This window comes from Bifidobacterium sp. ESL1130 (assembly GCF_058507935.1).
In genome coordinates this window covers 1588452-1612669 of sequence record NZ_CP196379.1, presented here as the reverse complement: position 1 = coordinate 1612669, position 24218 = coordinate 1588452, and the positions used below count along the sequence as shown (strand labels likewise).

Below are 24218 nucleotides of genomic sequence, written 5' to 3'. Positions count from 1 at the left end.
AGGTATATACTGGGATATACGTTATGTGTTGTGATGGGAGGCTGCTATGACTACATTGACGCTGTCGAAATGGGGTAACGCCGAAGGTGTGCGTATCCCCAAAAGTATACGAGAACAAGTGGGGTTGAAGGACGGCGAGCAGGTCGAGGCCACGGTCCGCAACGGTTCCATCATCTTGAAGCCGGTTCGTACGAACATGCGGGTCATTCATGTAACCAATCTGGATGACTTGTTCAAGAATCGGAGTGAGCCTTACCGGGCGAGCGAGGACCCGTTCGGTGCGCCGGTAGGGGAGGAAGCGCTGTGAACTGGCATTATGGTGACGTGGTATTGGTGGGTCTTGACCCCTCCAAAGGTCATGAGCAAGCCAAGCAATGCCCTGCGGTAGTGGTGAGCAATGACGGTTTCAATCGCAACTGCAGCACGACCGTGGTGATTCCCATTTCGCATGGTAGGCCGGATTTCGAACTGCATCAACCATTGAAGAAGACCAAGCGGGAAGACGGTGAAGGGTGGATTGACGGTTACACCCAAATCGAGCAAATTCGGGCGCTTGACTTAAGTGCTCGTGAGGCTCGTAGAATCGGCCGTCTATGCGACGAAGACATGGACGTTATTACCTCACGCATCCTCGGCTGCTACGTTCAGCCCAACATGATGGTCATTCCGGTGTAGCTGTCTTTTTACTCATCTCTGAACGCAGATGCAGACAGTAATAGACCGTGCAGTGATGTCATGATTGACGTTTTGCCCTCAATTAGGACTGAGTTACCAGCTTTTTCCACTTTCGGATTTTGGGCCGGAAATTGGTGAAAGGAGCCACGGTGTTGATGTGCACCCATTTCCAAATCGGCCACTGGGCGCTATTGTTGGCCCATTGACGTTGCCCGGCTTCCAGGAATTCGGTTTGGCTGAGCGTTGCCACCCACTGGCACACCTGGGCGACTAATTGATCCAACTGTTTGCGTTGCTCTTTCAGTGTTTGCTTGCCGTAGTCCTGATAAAACTGCTGATACAGTCCGCCTAAATTGTTCCACTTGTAGCCGGGGGCCGGGGTTATGACAGTTTTGCCTTGGCTCTCATCGTGTTCCCAAGCCAGCAGCAACGTCAACCAGCCGATTTGATATGAAATCATTTGCGACGGTGTTTTATCGACACCGTCTACCAACACGTCGCGCTGCTCCTCGGGTACGGAATCGAACTCGGCAATGAACTTGTCATACCTGTTGTTGATTTCGCCGACCAGTTCTTCCGGGTTGGCATACGTGCGCATGTGCATCTCCTAATCTATAGGGGTGGTTTTTACAGCGTAGCATAAAGCTTATTTTGGCGCGTCTGAGGTGGGCGCTTTCTCATTTATCAAGGGAACAATGAGGGTGACTTGAGCGCCTGATGGATTTGCGATGCTGACTTCGTTGATGCCGTTGCTTCGGTCAGGGTTTGTTCAGGATATCCACTGTACAGACCATTGCGGGATTCAGGGTTCGACATGACGTTTGGCATATCGCTGTCCGCGCGTTTTCTCGGCATGATGGACGGTAGGTGCTCGGACGATGGACGACGGAACGGCAGGGAGAGTGATCTGACGAAGATGACAACGAGAACAGAACGCGCAAGGAATGCTGTGGGAACGGTGAACGATGAGGGTTTGCGGGACGACCCGCTGCAACTCAGTGGTGTTTCGTACCGCTACGGGAACGATGCCTCAGACTCCGCTCCTGGCATTGAAAACGTGGATCTCACCTGCGATCCGGGCTCGTGGACCGCGGTGATGGGGCCGAGCGGAGCGGGAAAGTCGACGTTGCTGTATTGCGCTTCGGGCCTGCTTCCGGTAGCACAGGGGTCGGTGCGCGTGGCCGGGCAAGACCTGACGACGATGGGTGAGGGTGAATTGACGCGCCTGCGGCGGGACCATATCGGTTTCGTGTTTCAGGATTACAACCTGGTGGAAGCGTTCACCTGCCTGCAAAACGTCATGCTTTCCGACCTGTTCGGCGGCAGACGCATTGAGTCAGACACAGCGGAGCAGGCGCTCGCCGCGGTGGGGCTTCAAGGCTGCGCAGAGCGTTATCCCAGTGAGCTTTCCGGCGGTCAGCGTCAGCGGGTCGCCATTGCTCGTGCGCTCGCGCTCCAGCCGGCCATCGTCTTCGCCGACGAGCCTACCGGCGCGCTCGACTCGCGCAGTGCCGCACTGGTGCTGGACGCGTTCTCGCGCATGGTGGAGCAGGGGCGCACAGTGCTCATGGTCACGCACGACCCCAATGTGGCCGCATGAGCCCAGCGCACGGTTTTCCTGCTTGACGGGCACGTGGAATCGGTGCGCAGCGGCGCCAGTGCTCAGGAACTTTCGGATCACCTCGTGCAGATGGCGCAGCAAGTACAAGCGTAGGAGCGTACGGGCGGCGCTGGGCGCGGTCATGCACAGGGTGTGCAGCCTCAGGCGGTGACACAATGAGCGCGAATGTCGATGATGCGATGGTGCTGGTCACGAGCGCCGGCGAATCTGGCGGAACCGGTAAAACCAATGGCGCCAACGAAGCCAACGGAATCGGCACTCGGCATCCTTCCTTCGCTTCCATGGTGAAGGCGCTGGTCAAGGCCCACCGTGCCTCCTACGCGGTGTTGTGCCTGGCAACGGCCTTGGCTTCTGTACTGACGAGCATGCTGCTGCAGATCCTCGGTTCCGCGCTGGCCCGCGATGGCGAGCCGGACCTTACCGGTATGAGCATGTACCAGCGCATTGTGGTCGATGGCGACTATACCTCGGCGATTATGCTTGCCGGCATCTCGGCGGGGTGCTGCATCTTGGTTGCGGTGTTTCTGACGCTCTCCTCGGTGTCGTTCCTGGTGCAGGAGCGCCGGCGCGAGTACGGGTTGATGCGGCTTGCCGGGCTCTCTCGCCGGCGTGCCATTACGCTTGCATTGGGCGAGTTTTCGGTGCCACTGGTACTGAGTACGGCATTGGGCACTGCCCTGAGCATGCCATTGGTCACTCCGGTGGGCCGTTTCTTTGCCTATGCTTCGCAGTGCTCGACATTGCAGACGCGGGCCCGGCTCAGTTTCGCGCTGCTTGGATTCACCCTGATGCTGGCGGCAAGCTTGCTTGGTGTGATGTTTTCCATGCGTTCCCTGCTGCGTGAGGCGCCGCTGTCCCTCCTGCAGCAGCAAAAGCTCGGCAAACGTGGAGTCGACAAGGTGCGTGGCACTGTGGCGGTGGCGGCATTCGCGCTTGCCATGGTGCTGGTGGTCTCTCCTATACCGGCGATGACGTTGGATGTGCGCACCATGCTGCTCGTCGTTGTGGTGATCGTGCTCGCCTATGCCGCCGCCCCAGTTTTGGTCGCCGCGATTGCGGTTCCAGTGGGTTCGTTGGTGAGACTGGCTTCGCGGGGTAGCGCCCGCGGTTCAGGGCTATTGGCTGCTCAGCGTTCGCGCCGGGAGACCGAGGGGTCGATTTCCGTGGCGATGCCTGTCATCATGGTACTAACTATCGTTGTCTCATTCCTGGGGCTTTCGCGTGCCGGTGCGGCAGGAGGTGCGATTCTGACTCTCGACCCGCTCAAAGCGGATGTGGTTGTCTCTACCGACAACGTGGCTCACGAGAACGCCATTGCCCAAGCCGTGAGCCGCCTAGGCAAACAAGCAAGTTCAGTACAGACCTACCGGACCCAGCGCTGGCTGGCGGAAGGATCCAGTGAGATTGTCAATGTCGCGTGGGCCGATGTCGCGCAGCTTGCCGACGAGGGCGGCAGGGCCAGTGTGCCTCATGTGACTAAAGGAAGTTTGCAAGACCTAGGTCCTGGCCGGGTGGCGATGAGTTCACAGGTAGTGGGGCACAAGCTCAGCGATACGGTTCAGCTCATTGACGGGCACGACCGCCAGCACGCTGTACGCGTGGTGGCGCTTATCGACCCGCCGCAGGGCATGCCGGACCTGCAGATGGACTTTCTGGCGCTGAACGGTACACTGCCGCAAACTGGAGACACTAACTGCGGTATCGCAGCCATTGCCGCAGCCTCGATGCATGATGTTCCTCGTATTGTGCGGCAGATCAAGAGCGCCGTTCCAAACGACGTGCGAGTAGAGACCAAACGTGAGTTCTCGGACCGATACATTGCCAGAGGACTGTCTGGGCAGAAAGCACTTTCCGTGATGATTGTGGGCGGGGCGGCGCTCGCGCTCATTTTCCTTATGCAGGCGGTCGCCATCATGCTGAGCGAACGGCGCGCTCAGAACCGACGGCTCCATCAGCTCGGTGTGATGAGCGGCTCGCTCACGCTTGCTGCCGTGCTGGAGACGCTGATTGACGTGGTGGTGGGTATCGTGATTGCCGTGGCGGCGGTGGCGATGGTGATGGTCGGCATCGCTTTCGGTTTCAACCGCGAGGGCATACCGGTTCGCGCCATGCCCATACCGTTCGGCTCGTTCGTGTGGCTCGCGCTGGCCCTGCTGGCAGTGGGGCTTGCGGTGACGCTGGTGTGCTCCTGGCTTGTTGCGCGCAATGGTTTGGTGCGAGGTTGAGTCTCAAGTTGATTGCAGACGCGCTGGTTTCGGGTTTACGGTTTCGCTGATGGGGCTGTTCGGAACGGTTGTGGTTGCGCGGAACGGCACGAGGCACGAGGTGCCACGAGCGTGATATCTGTGCCGCCCAAGGTCTGTGATTCGCCGACGGTCATGCTCCCGCCAGCCTCCTCGAAACGACGGCGCAGCGCCGCCAGTCCGAAGCCGTGATCAGCGTCTGCCTCGTCCATGCCGGGCCCGTCATCTTCCACAGTGAGGCGCGTGGAATTGACGCCGACGGTGAGACTGATATGCACATTCGTGGCGTGGGCGTGGCGCACTGCGTTGGTCAAGGTCTCCTGCAGTGCGCGGAACAGCAGTGTCTGTTCGGTCTCGCTTAAGAGCGCGGTGTCTCCGGTGATGCCGGTGGTCATTTTGAGGCCAGCCCCGGTGAAGGAATCGGCCATGCGTGCGATGGTTTCGTCATTGAGCTGTTGTCCAAAGGCTGAGGGGCTCAATGCCCGGGCCAATTGCCGCACTTCGGCAAGCGCATCCTTGGTGATGCTGTCCGCACGATTCACCGCTGCCTTTGTTGACTCGATATCTGCGAGCATTGCCGGTTTATTGCTGGTATCAGAGTCAGTGAATAGCGCTGTCGGGGATGCGTTGGTGTGTGGCGATTGGTCGTGCTGCCCCGATGGTGTGTCTTGCCGTGCGGGGTCTTCTGCTCGTGTCAGTGCACTCAGCGCCGATTCGTGGGCGTAATGGACGGCCGAGAGCTGCTGGCCGAGTGAGTCGTGCATCTCGGAGGCCATGCGCGCCCTCTCGCGTGAGAGAGTCAGCGACTCTATGGTGTCCACACTGCGCCTCAGCTGGTCATTGGCTCGCTGCAGCTTGGTGGACTGGGAAGTGAACACCATGAAGAGGATGCCCGCGAACAGTACGTAGACCGAGGACATGTAGTAGTCGTATTCTCGGTAGGCGCGCATCATATTGAGCATGGGGGAGAGCACCCACATCACGGGTGAGGCTACCGTGATGGTGACATAGCCGAACGCCTCATTGAACAGCAGCGACATTTCGGCGATGACGATGTAAGTCAGCAGATAGCCTCCGCGGCGCAGGAACGGAGCTGACCAAATGCATACTGTAATAAGCAATACCGCTAGTATTCGCTGCGCTGCCAGCTTTGGCACTTTGCGAATGCCGACGTACAGAAAGATGATGAGTAAGGGCTGGGCAATGAGCAGGGCAAGCCTACCCATATACGCCGAGTCCGGTATGGCGAAAACCACCCCGAGCGCAAACACCATCGTTGCGTACTGGGGGAAGGTCCGTGCCGGCTCCTGCCGGGCATGCTGCACACGTTCCTTGAAAGTCATACCGCTACTATACCGATGTTGCATGATGCATCGAATCAGGGTGGGTATGTTCAGTGGGTATGTTCAATAGGCGGAGTTTGGCTAAGTTTGGGCAGGTGTGGAATGTTGGTTTCGTTGACGAAACTGGTCGTATCAAGGCGGCATAGTAATAAATTCGGTATATTAAAACCATGAGAGATGATATTGAACACAATGTGGTGCGTCGCGTACTCCCTGCTCAGCAAGCGACTGCGGTCAGCATCGTAGGGCTGTGCATGAGTTTCAATGGCAAGCGTGCGGTTGCTGATCTGAATCTGACCATCCCCGCCGGTTCGTTCTATGGGTTGGTGGGTCCCAACGGCGCAGGCAAGACCACCACGCTACGTATGCTCACCGGACTGCTCAAACCTGATGCCGGCACCATCAGCGTGCTTGGGCATGACGTATGGAGCGATATCAATGTGACCAAACGACTGCTCGGCGTCATGCCTTCGACAGAACAGATTTTCAACCGCCTCACTGGTCTGCAGCTGCTTGTCTATTCTGGCATGCTGCGTGATATGAAGCGAGACGAGGCTGTCAAGCGTGCCCAGGATCTGCTTGCCGCTTTCGACATGAGCGACAGTGCGAACACCATGGTCAAGGATTATTCCACCGGCATGACCAAGAAGATCTGCCTGGCCAGCGCCATGATTGCCGATCCGCGCATTCTGGTGCTCGATGAACCTTTCGAATCGGTCGACCCGGTTTCATCGGCCAATCTCAAAGATATTCTGCTCGAGTACGCTGCCACGGGCGGCACGGTGATCATCTCCTCGCACGTCATGGCGCTGGTGGAGTCGATGTGCACCCATGTGGCCGTCATCGACCACGGCCAAGTCAAGGCCGCCGGTACCCTCGCGGAGGTTTCCGTCGGTGAGGACTTGGAAGACCGCTTCCTGGAGCTGGTAGGCGGTCGCCATGGTGCCGCGCACCTGGAATGGCTGACTGGTGGTGCGCAGTCTGGCGACGTTGAGGGCGTTGAAGGCACTAACGGTACTGACGCCGCCGGTCAGGTTTCACAGCCCACGGCACAAAGCGAAGGAACCGCACGATGAAGACGGCACTCACTATCGTCCAGATGCGCTGGGCCATCACGTGGGCCACGCTCAAATCCTCCGCATGGCAGCTCGCGAACTACGTCATCACCTGGCTGCTCGCCTTGGCTGTGGTCGTCGGCATCGGGCAAGCAGCATTCGGCGTAAACCGTGCGTTCTCGACAAGTATCACACCTGCGGACGCGACCCCGCTTATGCGCAACATCGTGGTGATTGTGGCACTCGTGTTCTCCTTGCTTGTCATCCTCATGCAAGTGCTCTACACCGGGCAAGGTTCCGGCCTCGACCCGAAGCATTTCGAACTGTACGGCATCCCCGATGCGCAGCTCCAAGGCGGCATGCTGCTCTCTGGCCTCTCCGGCACGCCCGCAATCACCTGCCTGTTGGCACTGCTGCTTTGGTCGGTGGCTTATATTCCGCTGGGTCCGGCAGCGTTCGTCATGGCTCTGTTGGCGGCGCCGCTGTTCGTGGTGACGCTCATGAGCATCTCCAAGTTGTGCGTCTCACTGATGAGTCTGGTGGCGCGATCGACCACCGTGATGACCTTGGTTACGCTTGTCTTCTGTATGGGTATGGGTGCCGGTTCTGGTTATCTTTCCTCGACGACTGCCTTGATGGGCGGAAGTGCAATTGTGGCAAAGATTACAGCCATATCCGCTGCTCTTACGAACTTCGCCGGCTTTGCAGCCTGGACTCCGTTCGCTGCAGCTATGCAACTGCCGTTCGACGCAATGGACGGCAACGCCATCGCCATCGTCGGCAGGATTGTGGTGCTTGCTCTCACATGTGTGTTGTGCTTCATGGGTTCCGTATGGTGTCTGCGGTTCGAGCGTACGCATACACCGAAAGTGCGTGAGGCCAAGCGAGTCAAAGGCATCGGTGCCTTCGCTTGGATGCCAGAGGGCCCCTCCGGGGCGATAAGCGCACGGTTGGTCGCTTGCCTCAAGCACGACCCACGCCAGTCGATGCTGCTGGTGATGCCGTTGCTGTTTGTAGCCATATCCGTTGTGCCGCTACTGTTCAAAGCGCCTCCTTTAGCATCTGCGACTTGGATGATATTACCGATCGCATCGTGCTTCATGATGATGTGTGAGAGCAATGGCCTGGCGTACGACGGCCAGGGGCTGACCATGCAAGTGCTCGCAGGGGTGAGCGGGCGTGACGACCGGCATGCCCGAGTGCGCGTCCAGGTCGTATACTCCACGATATACATCGCCGTGCTGGCTCTGATACTGCTTGCGGTATCCGGAGAATGGAAGACCGGTGCAGGTTGGCTGCGGTTTGCCTGTTTTGCTGCCATCAGTCTGGCCATTGCTTGGGCGATGCTGGGGCTGGCGGAAATCTCGTCGTGCACGATGCTCTACCCGGTGCCTTCACTGGAACGCCCGCTCAACACGCCTCAGGGCAGGGCCACGGCCCAGCTCGTTTTCCCGCTGCTCTATGCGCTGCTTACGTTTGTCGTCATGATCCCGACCCTGGCGGTGACGTTCGTTGGTCTGTTCGCAGTAGACTTTGGCGTTTTCTATGTTCCGGCCATTGCCATCACCGCCGTAATCAATGCCCTCATCGTCCTGGTGGCGGGCACGCATATCGGTGCCAAACTCTACGACAAGCGCCAGCTGCGCATCCTTGATACTCTGGAAGGTTACGCCACGCTTCAGCAGTAGGTTGGCGATGAATGGACTGCGGTTTTGTATAATGCATGGAAAATGTGCATCGACAGATGATGAGGTAATGCCATGCGCGATGAAGAGGTGACCGGCCCGGGCGACAGCGAGATGCAGACGCAGGCGCGGACCATTGTAGTGGGCCGGGACGGTGTGCCGCGCTGTTTCTGGGCATACACAAGTGAGTTGGAGATCGTCGACCACGACGAGGTATGGGGCAGGCCGTGCCGCGACTCGGACGAGCTCTTTGCACGTCTGTGCTTGGAGGCTATGCAGGCCGGGCTGTCGTGGAGCACCATTTTGAAGAAGCAGGCGCGCATGCGCGAGGTGTTCCACAATTTCATACCCGAAGAAGTCGCGCGCATGGATGGGGAAGTGCCGTCTTTGCTCGACGATGCCGGCATCATTCGTCACCGTGGCAAGATCGAGGCGGTCATCGCGAACGCCAAGATTGTTGTAAGCATGAAGCGCGACGGGGTCTCGCTGGCGGATTACCTGTGGGACCTGGTGGGCGGCAAGACGTTTGTGCGGCGTCCGGCCGCAGTGGAGCAGGTGCCGGCGATCACGCCCGAAGCCCAATCCATGAGCAAGGCGCTGAAAAAGCTTGGGTTCAAATTCGTAGGCCCTACCACTATGTACGCGTTCATGCAGTCCGCGGGCATGGTTGACGACCATCTTGACGGATGCTTCCGCGCCGGGTGAGTACGGCTGGTGCAAGCAATGCCGGTTGGAACCGTTGACTGACGACAAAGGATGTGTATGCCGAAAACACTGACCCGCAAAGCGGTCAACGATGCAGTGACGGTCGCGGTGATTGCGGTGGTCGCCGTTGTGGTGCTCCTGCTCCTCACCGTTGGGTTTAAGGGCGGCTCCCGGGACCGTGATGTCACTTACCGTTCGCTCGATTACGATGCGGTCGTCCACAAGAACGGCGACCTGCGGTTCACTGAGCACATCGATGTTTCCTTGCCTCACCGCAGCGCCCCGTGGCACCAGCTGTACCAGCGCTACCAGCTCAGTGACGAGCAGCTGAGCGCCATCACCGACGTCTCCGTGAAGGACGTTGCGACCGGCAAGGTATACCGGCACGGCACCACCGATTCCAAAGCGAACCTGGAGCGTGACGATTGGGATGAGGTGGATGCCGGCAGCTGGTACGCCTCCGTCAATGCCGACGAATGCAAGGACATGGACCTGTGCGCCTATAGACCTGCGGCAATGACGAGCAGCGAGTTCGACGCTGTGGCCAAGGATGCTCTCGTCGAAGACAAATACGGCGGTGAAGACGGTAAGAGTGGCGGCAATGTTGCCAGTGCCGATGACGATGCTGATGGCAGTGATGCCGACGAGGATGGTGATGACGAGACTTCGTCGAGCGATTCCAGTAACGGCCGTGCAGGGGACACTGTGGAGATCGGCTGGAACATTCCGGTCACCGACTCCGCGAGCAGCATGAAGTTCGATGTCTCCATGACTTTCAAGGACGTGGTGAGCGTTTATGACGATGTGGCGTACTTCAAGTGGGAACCGGTCGGTGACGACAACACAACGTTGATCGATACATTGAGTGCCGACGTCACGCTGCCGCAGGGGGTCGTCCCTGCTCGGTCGTGGGCGTGGCTGCACTACGGCGGGGCGAGTACCACGTCACGGGCCGCGGACGGGCACTTGAGGTTCGAAGCCAAGAGCGTGGAGCCGGAAAACCATGTCGATCTTGTATCGATGTTCGACCGTGCCGCGATGGGAACGGTCAGGCATCGCCAGCATGGCGAGCGCAAGGACGACATCATGGAGGAGGAGCGGCACGAGGAGGATTCTGCGCACTATGTTGCTCGCAGCAGGGGCGAACGATACCTCGCCTATGGTGTGAGCAATATGGTCGCCATAGCGCTGCTACTGGCCGCTGTAGTGCTGTCGAACCGTAGCGTCATGAACTTTGACGATGTCCGGTACAACCGCGAAATTCCTGGCATCAGTGCGTCGAGTGCGGCGAAACTGTATGGCTTGGTGAAAGGGCGGGAATCCAAAGTCGACTCGAGGAGCATGTCCGCCACGCTGCTGGAACTTGCCGGCATGCATCTCATCGCCCTGTATCCCGGATCGCACACATGGTACGGAAACGTCGATGGTCGCACTGCCGACAATGTGCAGGCCGGGATGATGGCACGGCAGCAAGGCGGGAACACGACGACGATCGTCATGACCGAGCGGCGGCCAGATGATGCCGGCCCGACTCTGTCGGATTCGCAGCGCGCGCTGCTGACCTTCCTGCAGGCGTGTGCGCATCGGTTCAATGCGCCTGTGTTCGATTTGCAGCAGGTTGGTAATGAGCTTGAACGTTGGAAGCACGGTGCCAAGTTGCATGCGCGATTCGCCACCTGTGCGCAGCGCGAATTCAGGCGTCAACGGCTGGCTCGCCCCGACTGGCTTGTGGCTCTGGCAGTGGTGGTGACGGTGGTGGCGTGCGTGACGGATGTGGTATTCCTTCTGTATGTGTGGTGGTATGAGGGATGGGGTTTCACGCTCCTGATGGGGCTTCCTGTCATGTTCTGCTACTTGGTTCTGCTGCAGCTTCCCCGTTATGCCAAATTGACAAGCAAGGGCGTGCGTGAGACTCGTCAGCTGCTGGGTTTGGAACGTTATCTTGACGATGTTGATGCAATGGCATCCGATCCTCCCGATGTGCGCCTGTGGAGCCGATACCTCGTCTATGCCACGGCAATAGGCTCGGACCGGTGGTTCATCGAACGCTTGGAGCGAGCCTACCCTCAGCTGGATGATGGTGACTGGCTTGACACACATGTCAGTGACCTGCCGCTGTACTGGTACTGTCGTGTGCCCGATAGGCTCACCGAATCCGACTCCACAGCTTCGTCGGATGCGCGAGGTGGTTTCGATTTCACCGATTTCGGGGCGCAATTGGCCTCCGGTCTTGACGATGTGCAGGCCAGCGTTGAGCATGTGCTCTCATCCGGCAGCTCGTCTGACGGCAGCTTCTCCGACGGCGGTTTTTCAGGCAGCGGCGGCGGTGCCGGCGACGGTTCATTCGGCGGCAGGTAGCGCGTGCCGCCGGCCGTTCGCCGTGAGACAAGCGTGCTGATGCGTCGAGGCCAATGGCTATAGTACTTACAGTTCCGGTTCACGTCTGACCAGCGGGGTTAGGCGACCCGGGTCACCTGAATTCCTTAGGAGACATTATGAAGCAGGGTATTCATCCTGATTATCACACCGTACAGGTCACATGCTCGTGCGGCAACACGTTCGTCACTCGCTCCACCGTTGAGGGCGACCACATGACGGCTGATGTGTGCTCGAGCTGCCATCCCTTCTACACCGGCAAGCAGAAGATCCTCGATACCGGTGGCCGCGTTGCACGCTTCGAGCGTCGCTACGGCAAGAAGAGCAAGTAGCATTCTTCACGCGCCAGCATGGCAGATTGGCTTGGGTATTCAGGCCTTCTGCATGCTGGCGTTTTTGTATGTACAGGCAAGGGTGCGACAGGGCGGAAATAGGTAGGGTAGATGGCAGACGAACAGTTCGCAGCAGCGGTCAAGGCTGAAGAAGAGTACAACGGCATCGAAGCGCAGATGAGTCAGCCTCAGGTTGCCGTCGATCCTGCGGCCATGCGCAAGCTTGGACGGCGCAGGGCCGAACTGGGGTCCATCGTCACTGCGTACCACGAATATTGCAGTGTGCGCGACGACCTGGAAGCAGCCAAGGAAATAGCCGAGGAAGACCCGGATTTCGCCGCCGAAGCCAAAGAGCTGGAAGCCAAGCTGCCGGGCGTGGAAGAGCAGCTGCGCACTGCGCTCATTCCGCGAGACCCAGACGACGCGCGTGACACCATCATGGAGATCAAGGCCGGTACCGGTGGCGACGAGGCAGCCCTTTTCGCCGGCGACCTGCTGCGCATGTATACCCGGTACGCCGAGAAGCGCGGCTGGACGGTTACGCTTCAAAGCCAGAACGGGACTGAGCTTGGTGGCGTCAAGGACGTGCAGATAGCCATCCGTGCCAAGGGCAACCCGGCGCCGGAAGACGGTGTGTGGGCAAGCCTCAAATATGAGGGTGGCGTGCACCGTGTGCAGCGCATTCCCGTCACCGAGTCGCAGGGGCGCATCCAGACCTCAGCAGCCGGTGTCATTGTGTTCCCTGAGGCTGACGACGATGACGATGAGATCGAGATCGATCCCAAAGACCTCAAAATCGATATCTTCATGAGCTCGGGCCCTGGCGGTCAGTCGGTCAACACGACCTATTCGGCCGTTCGTATGACTCACATTCCCACCGGTGTGGTGGTGAGTATGCAAGACGAGAAGTCACAGATTCAGAATCGTGCTGCCGCCTTGCGTGTCCTCAAGTCGCGTCTGCTCGCCATGAAACATGAGAAAGAAGCTGCCGAAGCCGCCGACATGCGTCACTCGCAAGTGCGCTCGCTTGACCGTTCCGAGCGCATTCGCACCTATAATTTCCCCGAGAACCGCATCGTGGATCACCGCACGAACTACAAGGCGTACAACCTCGACCAGGTGCTCGACGGCGACCTGCAGGCCGTGATCGACAGTGATATTCAGGCTGACGAAGCTGAACGATTGGGTGCGAATAAAGGCTGAGGGGTGCGGATGAGCACGACCGAATTGCTCGACGGTGCCGTACGCGCTCTCAAAGCGGCCGGTGTACCGACGCCGATGCACGATGCGAAGCTGCTGCTGGCGCATGCGTTCGGGGTCGAACTGCGAGATGTGGATACGGCGCTGCTGCTTGGCCGTGATGTGCCTGCTGGCAAGATCGATGGGTTTCATTCAGGCGCTCGCTATTCAAGCAGCCAAGATTGTGCTGGCGATGGCGAAGCGGCACAGCGAGAACATGATGACAACACGGCGGATGAGAAGGCTCGAGAGCAATTCTTCTGGCAAATGGTGGATCGACGCGCCGCTCGTGAACCTCTGCAATACATTGTCGGTCATGCGCCATTTCGATATTTTGACTTGCTGGTGGGGCCCGGAGTCTTTATTCCTCGCTCCGAAACCGAGACGGTGGTGCAAGTTGCGCTCGACTGGCTGACCGAGCAGCGCATACCCGCCCCACGATTGGTGGATTTGTGTGCTGGCAGTGGGGCTATAGGTCTGGCTCTCGTCAGCGAGGTGCCGGATGCCGAGGTATGGGCTGTGGAGCAGTCAAACGAGGCTTTGGTCTGGACGCGGCGCAATCGCGATGCGGTGCTCGGAGTACCGGCATCATCGCAAACCTTGGTTTCGAGTCCCGTTAAACCCGGCACTGCTGCCGCGGGTTCGGCTCAGCGAGATCGTGATGCAAGTCGATATCACCTGTTGCAAGGCGATGCCACAGCTGCCGAGACATTGTGTGAAATGGACGGTACCATCGATGCGGTGGTCACCAACCCGCCCTACGTGCCCGCGTCACAGGTTCCTGAACAGCCCGAGGTACGTGACCACGACCCAGCGATGGCGCTCTATGGTGGTTCAGATGATGGGCTGCGCATTCCCGAGCTCATCATTGCCCGTGCGGCAAAACTGCTTCGTCCTGGTGGTTTGCTGGTCATGGAGCACGACATCAGTCAAGGCAAAGCACTCGTCCAAGCCGCGCAATCGCAGGGTTTTGACCGTGCTGCCACCGGCAATGACCTCACTGGCCGGCCGCGATACCTATACGCGTTCAAGAGCTAGCAGACAAGCCTGTGTCTCGTTCCGTGAGTACATGCAACGAATAGTGTGCAGTTACCGATTTGCGGAATCGTTGAAATATCAACGATTCCTAATAACGATCTTGCCGTCTGACCCGGCAAGAGTGCTCACGGAACGAAATGGGATGTTGATAAGGCGTGCCTACTGCGCATATTCCTGATAGATGGCCGCATCGGCATCTCCGATGGTGCGAATCACCCGTGCAGGGTTGCCCACGGCCACGCTGTTGGCAGGAATATCGCGTGTCACCACCGAACCTGCGCCGATCACACACCCGTCGCCGATGGTCACCCCACCGATGACCGTCACATTGCCGCCGAACCAGCAATTCGATCCAATGGTAATGGGCTTGGCGAACTCATAGTCGTAGTAGCTGCCGTCGGCGCGACGGCGCATGTTGCGATCTTGCCAACGGATTGGGTGCGAGGCCGGCAGCAGGGAGACGTTCGGTCCGAAGAGCACGTCACTGCCGATGGTGACGGGCGCACAGTCGAGTATGGTCAGGTTGAAATTGGCATAAACACGGTCGCCGAATGTGGTGTGGCATCCGTAATCGAATGCGATGGGGCCGGCGATGTCCAATCCTTCGCCGTGGTGGGGCAGTAACGAGTTGAGTATATGTTCACGTTTCGAGGCGTCGCTTCGAGGTGTTGAGTTGAATGTGGAGCACAGGTCGGCGGCTCTCACGCGCATGGCTTCGAGCTGAGGGTCGGAAGCGTCGTAGATTTTTCCGGCGAGCATCTCGTCGAGTTCGCTGTCATGCGGCTGTTCCAGTTCAAACGGTGGTACTGATGCCATGCTGTCCTCCATTGGTATCGCTCGTGGCATGTGTTGGTTGATGATGTCATTGTATCGCATTGCAGTGAGGTTTGAAGTGTGTGAGTTGTGCCGCATATCGCACGGCATTGAGGGTGACGAAGTCGCGGCGCAATGGTGCAATTGGACAAGAGATTTGCGGAGGCGTCATGAGCGAGATATGCGAAATCAACGAGTCGTCGTTGGCTGGGGCAGGAGAAGTGATAAAAGCCGGTGGACTGGTGGTGCTGCCGACCGACACGGTATATGGCATTGCCTGCAACCCGTTCGATTCCCGCGCGGTGGCACGCATATACCAAGCCAAGCAGCGTCCGCTTTCCAAGCCGTTGCAGGTGCTCATGAGCTCCGTTGCCGACCTTGAGCGGTTGGGCTTGTATCTGTCCGAACCGTTGGAACGACTGGCTGAGGCTTTTCTCCCCGGCCCCTTTTCTCCGATTGCTCAGGCGCGTGAAGGCTGCCGGCTTGCGACTGTGGAATCGGACGGACACGGTCAACGTACTCAAGGGGTGCGTGTGCCTGACAGTGAGCCGTGTCTGCGAGTACTGCGCGAGGTTGGTCCGTTGGCGTGTTCGAGTGCTAACCGGTCAGGGCAGGAGAGTGCACAGACTGTGCATGAGGCATTCGCTGCGTTCGGCGATGATGTGGATTTGTATCTCGACGGTGGCCCCACCGGCGGGCACGTGGCGAGCACTGTGGTGATGGCGAATGACAGCGCACGGTACGGCGTCGAGATCGTTCGGGAAGGCAAGATTTCCTCAGCCGAAATTCTGTCGATATTCGCCGGTGAAGGCGCCGAGTGTGGCAACGCATCCGCTTCCGCAATGTCGAACTCTGACGTGCAGGGGTGAGCGCATGAGAGTGTATCTGTTCATCGCGGCCATCGCCGGCGGCGTCACATGGCTGGTCACACCTTTGGTGCGTCACTTGGCCATTCGCATCGGTGCCGTAGGTCAGGTGCGCGCCCGGGACGTGCACACTGTGCCGACTCCCCGCATGGGCGGCTTGGCCATGCTTGTCGGTTTTACGGTCGCACTGCTGTTTGCTAGCAGGATTCCTTTCATTTCCGGGCTGTTTGCGGGTTCACGCCAGGCTTGGGTGGTGTTGGCCGGTGCGGCGATGATCTGCCTGCTGGGCATGGCGGATGACTTGTGGGATTTGGATTGGATGCTCAAACTTGCCGGTCAGCTGCTCATCGCCGTTTTTGTGGCGTGGGGCGGGGTGCAGACCATCTTCCTGCCCTTCGGTTCGCTGGTCACCGCTTCTCCCAGCATCTCCATGGCCATCACCGCATTCCTTATCGTCGCTTCAATCAATGCGGTGAACTTCGTCGACGGTCTTGACGGTCTGGCCTCGGGCATAGTGGCCATAGGCGGTATCGCCTTTGCTATTTACTCGTACATCATTGCTCGCTCGTCGCCCAGCTATGCGTCCATGGCTATTTTGCTCGACGTGGCGATGGTCGGCATGTGTGTGGGTTTCCTGCTGCACAACTGGCATCCGGCGAAACTGTTCATGGGGGATTCAGGCTCCATGCTCTTGGGATACCTCATCACTTGCGCTTCAATTATCATGACCGGCCATCTCGATCCGGCATCGGTGCACACCAGCATCTATCTGCCGGTGTTCATGCCTATTCTGCTGCCGTTGTTGGTGCTGTTCCTGCCGTTCCTGGACATGGTGCTGGCCATTGTGCGTCGTTTGGCGAAGGGGCAGTCGCCCATGCATCCCGACCGCATGCACCTGCACCATCGCATGCTGCGCATCGGGCACAGCGTGCAGGGGGCGGTGCTGATTCTGTGGGGTTGGGCGGCTCTGATTTCCTTCGGTTCCATCATGATTCTGTTCTTCAAAGTGCGTTATGTGGTCAGCGCCATGATCATCGCCGCAGTGGTACTGACGGTGTTTACGATGATGCCGTATCTGCGACGAAGAATGCCGGAATGGCGTGAGGAAAATGCTGCGGCTGCTCTGCACGCGGCCCAAGAAGAAGACGAGAACGAGCGGTAGGCGGGCCCACCTTTCACTGAGATCGATTATTGCTGCAATGTCTGTTTCGCACGGCGCGCAGCGGGCTGTCTGACGGTCGCGTATGTCATATGCCGACCATATAGTTGTGCCATGGTTTTAGATTCAACACGTGATTCTGGTTCTTCGTATTCACCGTTACCTGACAAGTTCTCCCAGCTGGGTTTGGCATATGATGATGTGCTGCTGTTGCCCAACGAGACTGATGTGATTCCCTCTCAAGTGGACACCACCACGCATCTGACGCGTGAGATCACCATGAAGGTTCCTGCAATTTCCGCTGCGATGGATACCGTGACCGAGTCCGACATGGCCATTGCCATGGCCCGCAACGGCGGTATCGGCGTGCTGCATCGCAATCTCTCCATTGACGATCAGGCCGCGCAGGTCGATATCGTCAAGCGCAGTGAGTCCGGTATGATCACCGACCCGCTCACCGTCAATCCCGACGCCACGCTGGCGGATCTCGACAAGCTGTGCGGTCGCTTCCACATTTCCGGTCTGCCGGTGGTGGACAATGACAGCAAACTCGTCGGTATCATCACCAATCGTGATATGCGTTTCATCGCCGCCGAGGACTACGACCACTTGAAGGTCAAGGACGTGATGACTCGTGAGCATCTCATCACCGGTCCGGCTGACATCTCCCGTGACGACGCACACCGCCTGCTGGCGCAGCATAAGATCGAGAAGCTTCCCCTGGTGGATGCTGACGGCACTCTGGCCGGCCTGATTACGGTCAAGGATTTTGTGAAGACCGAGCAATACCCGGATGCCACTAAGGACGACCAGGGCCGTCTGCGTGTGGCCGCCGGCATCGGCTTCCTTGGGGATGCATGGCAGCGTGCTTCGGCTTTGATGGAAGCCGGCGTGGACGTGCTTGTGGTGGATACCGCTAACGGCGAGGCTCGTCTGGCGCTCGATATGATTCGACGTATCAAGTCCGATCCGGCCTTCGCTGGCGTGCAGGTCATCGGTGGCAACATCGCCACTGCCTCCGGCGCCCGAGCCATGATCGAAGCAGGCGTGGATGCGGTCAAGATCGGTGTCGGCCCCGGCTCGATCTGCACCACCCGCGTGGTGGCCGGTGTCGGTGTGCCGCAGCTCACCGCGGTCTATGAAGCGGCTCAAGTATGCCAGGCCGCTGGTGTGCCCTGCATCGCCGACGGTGGTATCCATTATTCCGGCGACATTGCCAAGGCGTTGGTGGCCGGTGCCTCCACGGTCATGCTCGGCGGCACGCTCGCCGGCTGTGAGGAAGCTCCGGGAGAGAAGGTACTGCTTCACGGCAAGCAGTACAAGATCTATCGTGGTATGGGCTCGCTCGGTGCCATGGCGCCACGTGGCAAGAAGTCCTACTCCAAGGATCGTTACTTCCAGGCCGATGTGACCAGCAACGACAAGGTCATTCCCGAGGGTGTGGAAGGCGAAGTGCCGTATCGCGGGTCTTTGAATGCTGTGCTGTACCAGATGATCGGTGGCTTGCACCAATCCATGTTCTACGTGGGTGCGCACAATATCAAGGAAATGTGGGAGAAGGGACGTTTCATCCGCATCACTGACGCCGGTTTGCGTGAGTCTCATCCGCACGACATCGTGATGACGGCCGAAGCTCCGAATTACAACGGCTTCCATAACTGATTTCCCTTCAAGGCAATCCCGGAGTTATTTGCGGATACCCTGCATTTTCGAACCCTCAAGGCCGGTAGGCCGAGCTTTACTCGAAAATACAGGGTATCCGCAAATAACTCCTCTTGAGGAAGGTGCTCGTTTCGCGCGCTGATAGTAGGTGCTGAGTCAGCAGTGGTGAGCTGGCGTAGACCATCAATGTCATGGCGATGATGGTTGTCTCTGCGAGAGTTGTGGACAGACACGCGTTGCGCCGGCGTAGGCTTGGCCGAACGGCCTTGAGTGTCCGGCGCAACGTATGTCTGCACACAGCCCGGACTCGTGCGGCCTAACTACACGCAATATGCGTCGTTGCTGCGCGGTAAAATCGTGAGTTCTGTAGAGCGAGGAAAGGTGGGCCGGGATGGCTGAGAACAATGAGGATTTGACATTCAGCGCGGAAGATTCCCGCATGATTTGGATTGACTGCGAGATGACCGGGCTTGACATCTTCAATGACGAGCTATGCGAGGTTTCCGTAGTTCCCACTGATTTCAACATGAAGGTGCTCGACGAAGGCATCGACTTGGTGATTCGTCCTAGCCAAGCCGCGGAAGACCATATGAACGATTTCGTGCGCAACATGCATACCTCTTCCGGTCTCGTGGACGAATGGCACAAGGACGGTTTGAGCCTTGAGGAGGCCGAACGGCAGGTCGTGGCCTATGTCAAGCGTTTCCTGCCCACACGCGGCAAAGCCCATCTTGCAGGAAACTCCGTCGGCTCCGATAAAAAATTCCTCGACAAATACATGCCAAAGCTCATGAAGCAGCTGCATTACCGCGTGATTGACGTGAGCACGATGAAAGAGCTGTCGCGCCGCTGGTACCCTGCGGTCTACAACAACAAGCCGGCCAAGCATGGCGGACATCGCGCGTTGGCCGATATCATCGAGTCGATCGATGAGCTGCGTTACTACCGTGAAGCCTTCTTCGCCCCGGCTCCCGGGCCTGACAGCAATCAGGCCAAGGCGCTCGCGGCTGAGGTGGAGAGCACCAGTTTGCTGCGCGTCTATGAGAACAACGGCAACCCGGTCGAAGACCCGAATCACCCGCAGAAGGCCGATTATTAAAGCGTCGCAGAGGAGTGAGTGATGAAACAATCTGAAGCGTTGACCATACTGAACGCTGGAGCGAACGTTTTCATCACCGGTGCTCCTGGGGCAGGAAAGACTTACGTGCTCAACGAGTTCGTGCGTCAGTCTCGTGCCAACGGGCTGAATGTTGCCGTCACCGCATCCACCGGTATCGCGGCCACTCATGTTGACGGCCTGACAATCCATTCGTGGAGTGGCGTCGGTATCGCGCAAGTGATGACACCGCCACTGCTGAAACGTATCCGAGCTCGTCGTAGCCGCAAAATACAAGCGGTTGACGTACTGGTCATCGACGAGGTCTCCATGCTGCATGCCTGGCTGTTCGACATGGTGGATGAGGTATGCCGTGCCTTGCGCCACAACCCCGAACCGTTTGGCGGATTGCAGGTGGTGTTGTCGGGCGACTTCTTCCAGCTGCCTCCGGTGCGTCGCTCTGGCAGGGCTGCTGAGATGCCCAGCCCAGAACTGGAAGCGTTTCGTGACGGATATACTGCTGCAGGCAAAGATCCGGAGGGGTTCGTCACGCAGTCGTTGGTATGGGACGAGCTGAATCCGGTTGTCTGCTATCTGACCGAGCAGCATCGTCAGGACAGTGGCCGACTCTTGGACGTGCTCACCGATATTCGCGAAGGGGCAGTGAGTCAGGACGACCGTGAAGTGTTGGTTGGCCGGCAAGGTATCGCACCGCAAGAAGGTGAGATTGCAGTGCATCTTTTCCCTGTTAACAAGCAGGCGGATGCACTGAACGATCTTCGTTTGGCGCAGATTCAAGATGAGACGCACGGCTACGATGCCGAGTCTGCCGGTGCTGCAGATCTCGTTGCCCGTCTGAAGAAGAACATGCTCGCCCCTGAGCATCTGGTGCTCAAAACCGGAGCTACGGTGATGGCGTTGCGCAACGATACCGACCGGCAGTTCGTCAATGGTTCCATCGGAACGGTGAAGGGATTCGTAGACCAGGACAAGGGTGGATGGCCGATCGTCACCTTTGAGAACGGCAATACTGTCACGATGAAGCAAGCGTCGTGGGACATGATGGATGGCGATACGGTGCTCGCTTCGGTCAAGCAGGTGCCGCTGCGCTGCGCATGGGCCATTACCATCCACAAGTCGCAGGGCATGACGCTCGACCGTGCGGTGATGGATTTGCGCCGCACATTCGTGCCAGGCATGGGATATGTGGCGCTTTCGCGTGTGGAGGGGCTGGACGGCTTGTATTTGGAAGGCATCAACGACCGTGCGTTCATGGTCGCACCGGAGGCGGTGATGTTGGACGGTGATTTGCGTGACCGTTGCCAGTCGGCGGTCGCTTTGCTGCAAGATCAGGGGGCGTTGGCATTTACTCGAGCGGCTCAGAGTCAGAATGGAGCCTCAGACGATGAATTCAGTCAGGATGAGCTGTTCTAAGAGCATGGTTGTCTTGTGCTCTTGTCGGCTCGGACGCATATTTTTGAGGTATGATTAAAGCACTTCGTATGTCCCAATTGTTCCTGCGCACACTGCGTGAGGATCCGGCCGATGCCGACGTTGATTCCGCACGTCTGCTCCAGCGCGCCGGCTACATCCGTAAAGCGGCCCCGGGCGTATGGACGTGGCTGCCGTTGGGGTTGAAGGTGCTCAACAAGGTCGAGGCCGTGGTTCGCGAGGAGATGAACGGCATCGGTGCGCAAGAGGTGCACTTCCCTGCGCTGCTGCCGCGGGAACCGTACGAGGCCACTCACCGTTGGGAAGAATACGGTGAGAATATCTTCAGGTTGAAGGATCGCCACGGTGCTGACTATCTGCTGGCGCCCACGCACGAAGAGATGTTCACGCTGCTGGTCAAGGACATGTACTCGTCTTACAAGGATTTGCCGCTCACGCTCTACCAGATTCAGACCAAGTACCGCGACGAGTTCCGCCCGCGTGCAGGACTGGTTCGCGGCCGAGAATTCATCATGGAGGACGGTTATTCGTTTACCCTCGATGAGGACGGGCTGAAGCAGGCATACGTCGACGAGCGTGACGCGTACGAGCGCATCTTCCAGCGGCTTGACTTGGACTATGTGATGGTGCATGCTGTCTCCGGTCCGATGGGTGGTTTCGAGTCTCAAGAATTCCTCTCTCCATTGGCCATTGGTGAGGACACCTTTGCTCAGGCTCCCAGCGGCAAGGCTTGGAATGTGGAGGCGTTGAAGACTCCTGATGTGCCTGAGATTGATTGCTCGGGTACGGCAGCCATGGAACTCAAGCCGTTGCCTGATGCTCGTTCGATTGACGATATGGTGTCGCAGTGCCAGTCTCTGTATCCGCGTGAGGATGGTCGCGCTTGGGAGCAGGCGGACATGCTTAAGAACGTGATTATCGCGGTCAAGCATGCTGAGGACGACGAGCATGATGAGCCGTGGCGCGAGATTGTGGCGGTAGGTCTTCCCGGCGATCGCCAGATTGATATGAAGCGTCTCGAAGCTCAGTTTGCTCCTGCGGAGATTGAAGAGGCGAGCGAGGATGACCTCAAAGCACACCCCGAGTTCGTCAAGGGCTACATCGGGCCGATGGTGCTCGGGCCCCAGGCTCGTGCCGAGGGTGCTGATGTGGAGCAGCCGGTGCGTTATCTGCTCGACGCGCATATCGCTCGTGGTTCGGCCTGGGTGACCGGTGGCGACCAAGAGGGCTTGGACGCATTCAACATGGTGTATGGGCGCGATTTCGAGGTTGACGGTACGGTTGAGGCGGTTCAGGTTCGTGAGGGAGACATGAGCCCTGATGGTTCCGGTCCGTTGTCCTTCCAACGCGGTGTGGAGATTGGCCAAGTGTTCCAGCTGGGACTCAAGTATTCCGAAGCTCTGGGACTCAAGGTGCTTGATCAGAACGGTAAGGCCGTGCCGGTCTGGATGGGCAGCTACGGCATTGGGGTGTCACGTGTCATGGCGTGCATCGCCGAGTCGCATCATGATGAGAAGGGCTTGGCGTGGCCGGTCGATATTGCTCCGGCTCAGGTGCATGTGGTGGCCACCGGCAAGAAGGAAGAGGCGTTCGAGGCCGCCGAATCACTGGTGGAGCAGCTGGAACAGCAAGGCATTGAGGTTATTTACGACGACCGCAGAAAGGTGTCTCCGGGCGTCAAGTTCAAGGATGCCGAGCTTGTCGGCGTGCCGTTGGTAGTGGTTGCTGGGCGCGATACCATCGAGAACGGTACGCTTGAAGTACGCGATCGCACCGGTGAACAGGTGCAGAGCGTGCCGGCTGAAGATGCGGCGGGCGTTATCGTCTCGAGGCTTGAGGCGTTGCGCGCGTAACAACCTGGAGGTATGAGCAATGATCGGGGTCGGCGGTTACCGCTGACCCCGTTTTGTTATGTAGTTGTGCAGATATGTAGAAGATGTCTATTTGTTGTGCTGATGATGTCTAACTGAGCTCTCGGGTTATCCACAGACACGCCGGGGTGCTGACCTTTCGTCCACAATACTCTGTTTATGACCGGTGCCGAGGTGAGATGCCGCATACTGGTATCACCGCAGAGGCAAGGCGGACATTGGGTTGAACAGCGCAAGCGTCCATTCTGCAAGGATGGGTTGCTGATAATTGCTTTGTCTCTGCAGTCAACTTGATAGACAGGAGACACTATGCAACGGGCAACGGTTACTATCAGCGGTTTTGTAGGTGCAGATCCAGAACGCTTCGGCAGAGAACAGGAACTGCTTGGCTGCACATTGCGCGTCGGATACACCCCGAGATATTTCAATCAGACGAGCGGCCAATGGGTTAACCGGCCTACGGTGTGGATTGCCGTAAAAGCGTTCCGCACATTGGCGCAGCACGTGGTGGATAGCGTGCACAAAGGGGACCCTGTTATTGTCACCGGTTCGTTAGGGGCCGAGGAGTGGAGCGTGAACGGTGAAACTCGCAGTCGTCTCGTGTTGGAAGCGGCTGGTATCGGGCATGATTTGTCACTGGGAACGGCGACGTTTGTCAAGCACAGCGCAGGGCGTGCTGAACATGGATCTGCAGAAGGCACAACAGAAGTTGACAACGCGGCGCAGACAGACCGCGAACCCTTGGAACAACATGTTCAAGGTGCAGAGCCTACCGACATACGCGATAAGCACACATTGCCGTGGGAAAACGAATCATCTCACGCAGCATCGGGTGAGATGATTCCCATACCTGCTGATGCCACTGGTGAGGACCCATACTGATACAAACGGAACAATGCGCGAATCAGATGATGCTGATGCCCAGGCATATACGGGGTGGACCTGCGTTGTGTAAATTTCTTTTCGATACACTGATCGAACAGCGGT

At 58.3% G+C, this 24218-nt stretch carries 21 protein-coding genes; 18 read left to right on the top strand and 3 right to left on the bottom strand.

The window, feature by feature from the left end:
- Nucleotides 1-46 precede the first annotated feature (46 nt).
- A complete protein-coding gene (locus tag ACSYSO_RS06330) occupies nt 47-307 on the top strand; it encodes an AbrB/MazE/SpoVT family DNA-binding domain-containing protein (RefSeq protein WP_489760471.1) in 261 nt (86 codons plus the stop codon).
- A complete protein-coding gene (locus ACSYSO_RS06325) occupies nt 304-675 on the top strand; it encodes a type II toxin-antitoxin system PemK/MazF family toxin (RefSeq protein WP_489760470.1) in 372 nt (123 codons plus the stop codon). Before ACSYSO_RS06330 ends, ACSYSO_RS06325 begins: the two co-directional genes overlap by 4 nt.
- An 82-nt stretch (nt 676-757) precedes the next feature.
- On the opposite strand, the gene ACSYSO_RS06320 is transcribed toward ACSYSO_RS06325, so the two are convergent.
- Nucleotides 758-1273 (bottom strand): ClbS/DfsB family four-helix bundle protein, encoded by a 516-nt coding sequence (locus ACSYSO_RS06320; protein WP_489760469.1) that lies wholly within the window; start codon nt 1271-1273, stop codon nt 758-760.
- 351 nt (nt 1274-1624) lie between these two features.
- Between ACSYSO_RS06320 and ACSYSO_RS06315 the strand changes: the two genes are divergently transcribed.
- Together ACSYSO_RS06315 and ACSYSO_RS06310 are read left to right on the top strand one after the other, a co-directional pair.
- Nucleotides 1625-2275: an ABC transporter ATP-binding protein gene (locus tag ACSYSO_RS06315; RefSeq protein WP_491701704.1), complete on the top strand. Its 651-nt coding sequence runs from the start codon at nt 1625-1627 to the stop codon at nt 2273-2275.
- Between the two features lie 176 nt (nt 2276-2451).
- Nucleotides 2452-4521, top strand: a complete 2070-nt coding sequence (locus ACSYSO_RS06310) for an FtsX-like permease family protein (protein ID WP_489760467.1) — start codon at nt 2452-2454, stop codon at nt 4519-4521.
- A 35-nt stretch (nt 4522-4556) separates the two neighbouring features.
- On the opposite strand, the gene ACSYSO_RS06305 is transcribed toward ACSYSO_RS06310, so the two are convergent.
- Nucleotides 4557-5882 (bottom strand): sensor histidine kinase, encoded by a 1326-nt coding sequence (locus tag ACSYSO_RS06305; protein WP_489760466.1) that lies wholly within the window; start codon nt 5880-5882, stop codon nt 4557-4559.
- Between the two features lie 170 nt (nt 5883-6052).
- Between ACSYSO_RS06305 and ACSYSO_RS06300 the strand changes: the two genes are divergently transcribed.
- The 7 genes from ACSYSO_RS06300 (at nt 6053) to ACSYSO_RS06270 (ending at nt 14312) form a co-directional block, all read left to right on the top strand.
- Complete coding sequence (locus tag ACSYSO_RS06300) at nt 6053-6958, top strand: ABC transporter ATP-binding protein (protein WP_489760465.1); 906 nt, start codon at nt 6053-6055, stop codon at nt 6956-6958.
- On the top strand, nt 6955-8625 hold the full coding sequence (locus ACSYSO_RS06295; RefSeq protein WP_489760464.1) for an ABC transporter permease: 1671 nt from the start codon (nt 6955-6957) through the stop codon (nt 8623-8625). The genes ACSYSO_RS06300 and ACSYSO_RS06295 overlap by 4 nt, the downstream gene beginning before the upstream one ends.
- Nucleotides 8626-8697: 72 nt before the next feature.
- Nucleotides 8698-9327, top strand: coding sequence for a DNA-3-methyladenine glycosylase I (locus ACSYSO_RS06290; RefSeq protein WP_489760463.1), 630 nt, complete (start codon nt 8698-8700; stop codon nt 9325-9327).
- Nucleotides 9328-9384: 57 nt separating this feature from the next.
- Nucleotides 9385-11685, top strand: coding sequence for a DUF2207 family protein (locus ACSYSO_RS06285; protein WP_489760462.1), 2301 nt, complete (start codon nt 9385-9387; stop codon nt 11683-11685).
- Nucleotides 11686-11822: 137 nt separating this feature from the next.
- Nucleotides 11823-12035, top strand: a complete 213-nt coding sequence (gene rpmE, locus ACSYSO_RS06280; RefSeq protein WP_489760461.1) for a 50S ribosomal protein L31 — start codon at nt 11823-11825, stop codon at nt 12033-12035.
- Between the two features lie 111 nt (nt 12036-12146).
- Nucleotides 12147-13238, top strand: coding sequence for a peptide chain release factor 1 (gene prfA / locus ACSYSO_RS06275; protein ID WP_489760460.1), 1092 nt, complete (start codon nt 12147-12149; stop codon nt 13236-13238).
- Nucleotides 13239-13247: 9 nt separating this feature from the next.
- Nucleotides 13248-14312, top strand: coding sequence for a N5-glutamine methyltransferase family protein (locus ACSYSO_RS06270; RefSeq protein WP_489760459.1), 1065 nt, complete (start codon nt 13248-13250; stop codon nt 14310-14312).
- 159 nt (nt 14313-14471) lie between these two features.
- On the opposite strand, the gene ACSYSO_RS06265 is transcribed toward ACSYSO_RS06270, so the two are convergent.
- The gene (locus ACSYSO_RS06265; protein ID WP_489760458.1) at nt 14472-15128 is read right to left on the bottom strand and encodes a sugar O-acetyltransferase; all 657 of its coding nucleotides are present in this window, start codon (nt 15126-15128) and stop codon (nt 14472-14474) included.
- Between the two features lie 167 nt (nt 15129-15295).
- Between ACSYSO_RS06265 and ACSYSO_RS06260 the strand changes: the two genes are divergently transcribed.
- The 7 genes from ACSYSO_RS06260 (at nt 15296) to ACSYSO_RS06230 (ending at nt 24113) form a co-directional block, all read left to right on the top strand.
- Nucleotides 15296-15994 (top strand): L-threonylcarbamoyladenylate synthase, encoded by a 699-nt coding sequence (locus tag ACSYSO_RS06260; RefSeq protein WP_489760457.1) that lies wholly within the window; start codon nt 15296-15298, stop codon nt 15992-15994.
- A 4-nt stretch (nt 15995-15998) separates the two neighbouring features.
- Nucleotides 15999-17153 (top strand): MraY family glycosyltransferase, encoded by a 1155-nt coding sequence (locus tag ACSYSO_RS06255; protein WP_489760456.1) that lies wholly within the window; start codon nt 15999-16001, stop codon nt 17151-17153.
- 111 nt (nt 17154-17264) lie between these two features.
- Nucleotides 17265-18812 (top strand): IMP dehydrogenase, encoded by a 1548-nt coding sequence (guaB, locus tag ACSYSO_RS06250; RefSeq protein ID WP_489760455.1) that lies wholly within the window; start codon nt 17265-17267, stop codon nt 18810-18812.
- A 391-nt stretch (nt 18813-19203) separates the two neighbouring features.
- Nucleotides 19204-19911, top strand: coding sequence for an oligoribonuclease (orn, locus tag ACSYSO_RS06245; protein ID WP_489760454.1), 708 nt, complete (start codon nt 19204-19206; stop codon nt 19909-19911).
- Nucleotides 19912-19932: 21 nt separating this feature from the next.
- Nucleotides 19933-21342, top strand: a complete 1410-nt coding sequence (locus ACSYSO_RS06240) for a PIF1 family DEAD/DEAH box helicase (RefSeq protein WP_489760453.1) — start codon at nt 19933-19935, stop codon at nt 21340-21342.
- Nucleotides 21343-21392: 50 nt separating this feature from the next.
- Nucleotides 21393-23213: a proline--tRNA ligase gene (locus tag ACSYSO_RS06235; RefSeq protein ID WP_489760452.1), complete on the top strand. Its 1821-nt coding sequence runs from the start codon at nt 21393-21395 to the stop codon at nt 23211-23213.
- 327 nt (nt 23214-23540) lie between these two features.
- Nucleotides 23541-24113, top strand: a complete 573-nt coding sequence (locus ACSYSO_RS06230; RefSeq protein WP_489760451.1) for a single-stranded DNA-binding protein — start codon at nt 23541-23543, stop codon at nt 24111-24113.
- The last annotated feature ends 105 nt before the right edge of the window (nt 24114-24218 follow it).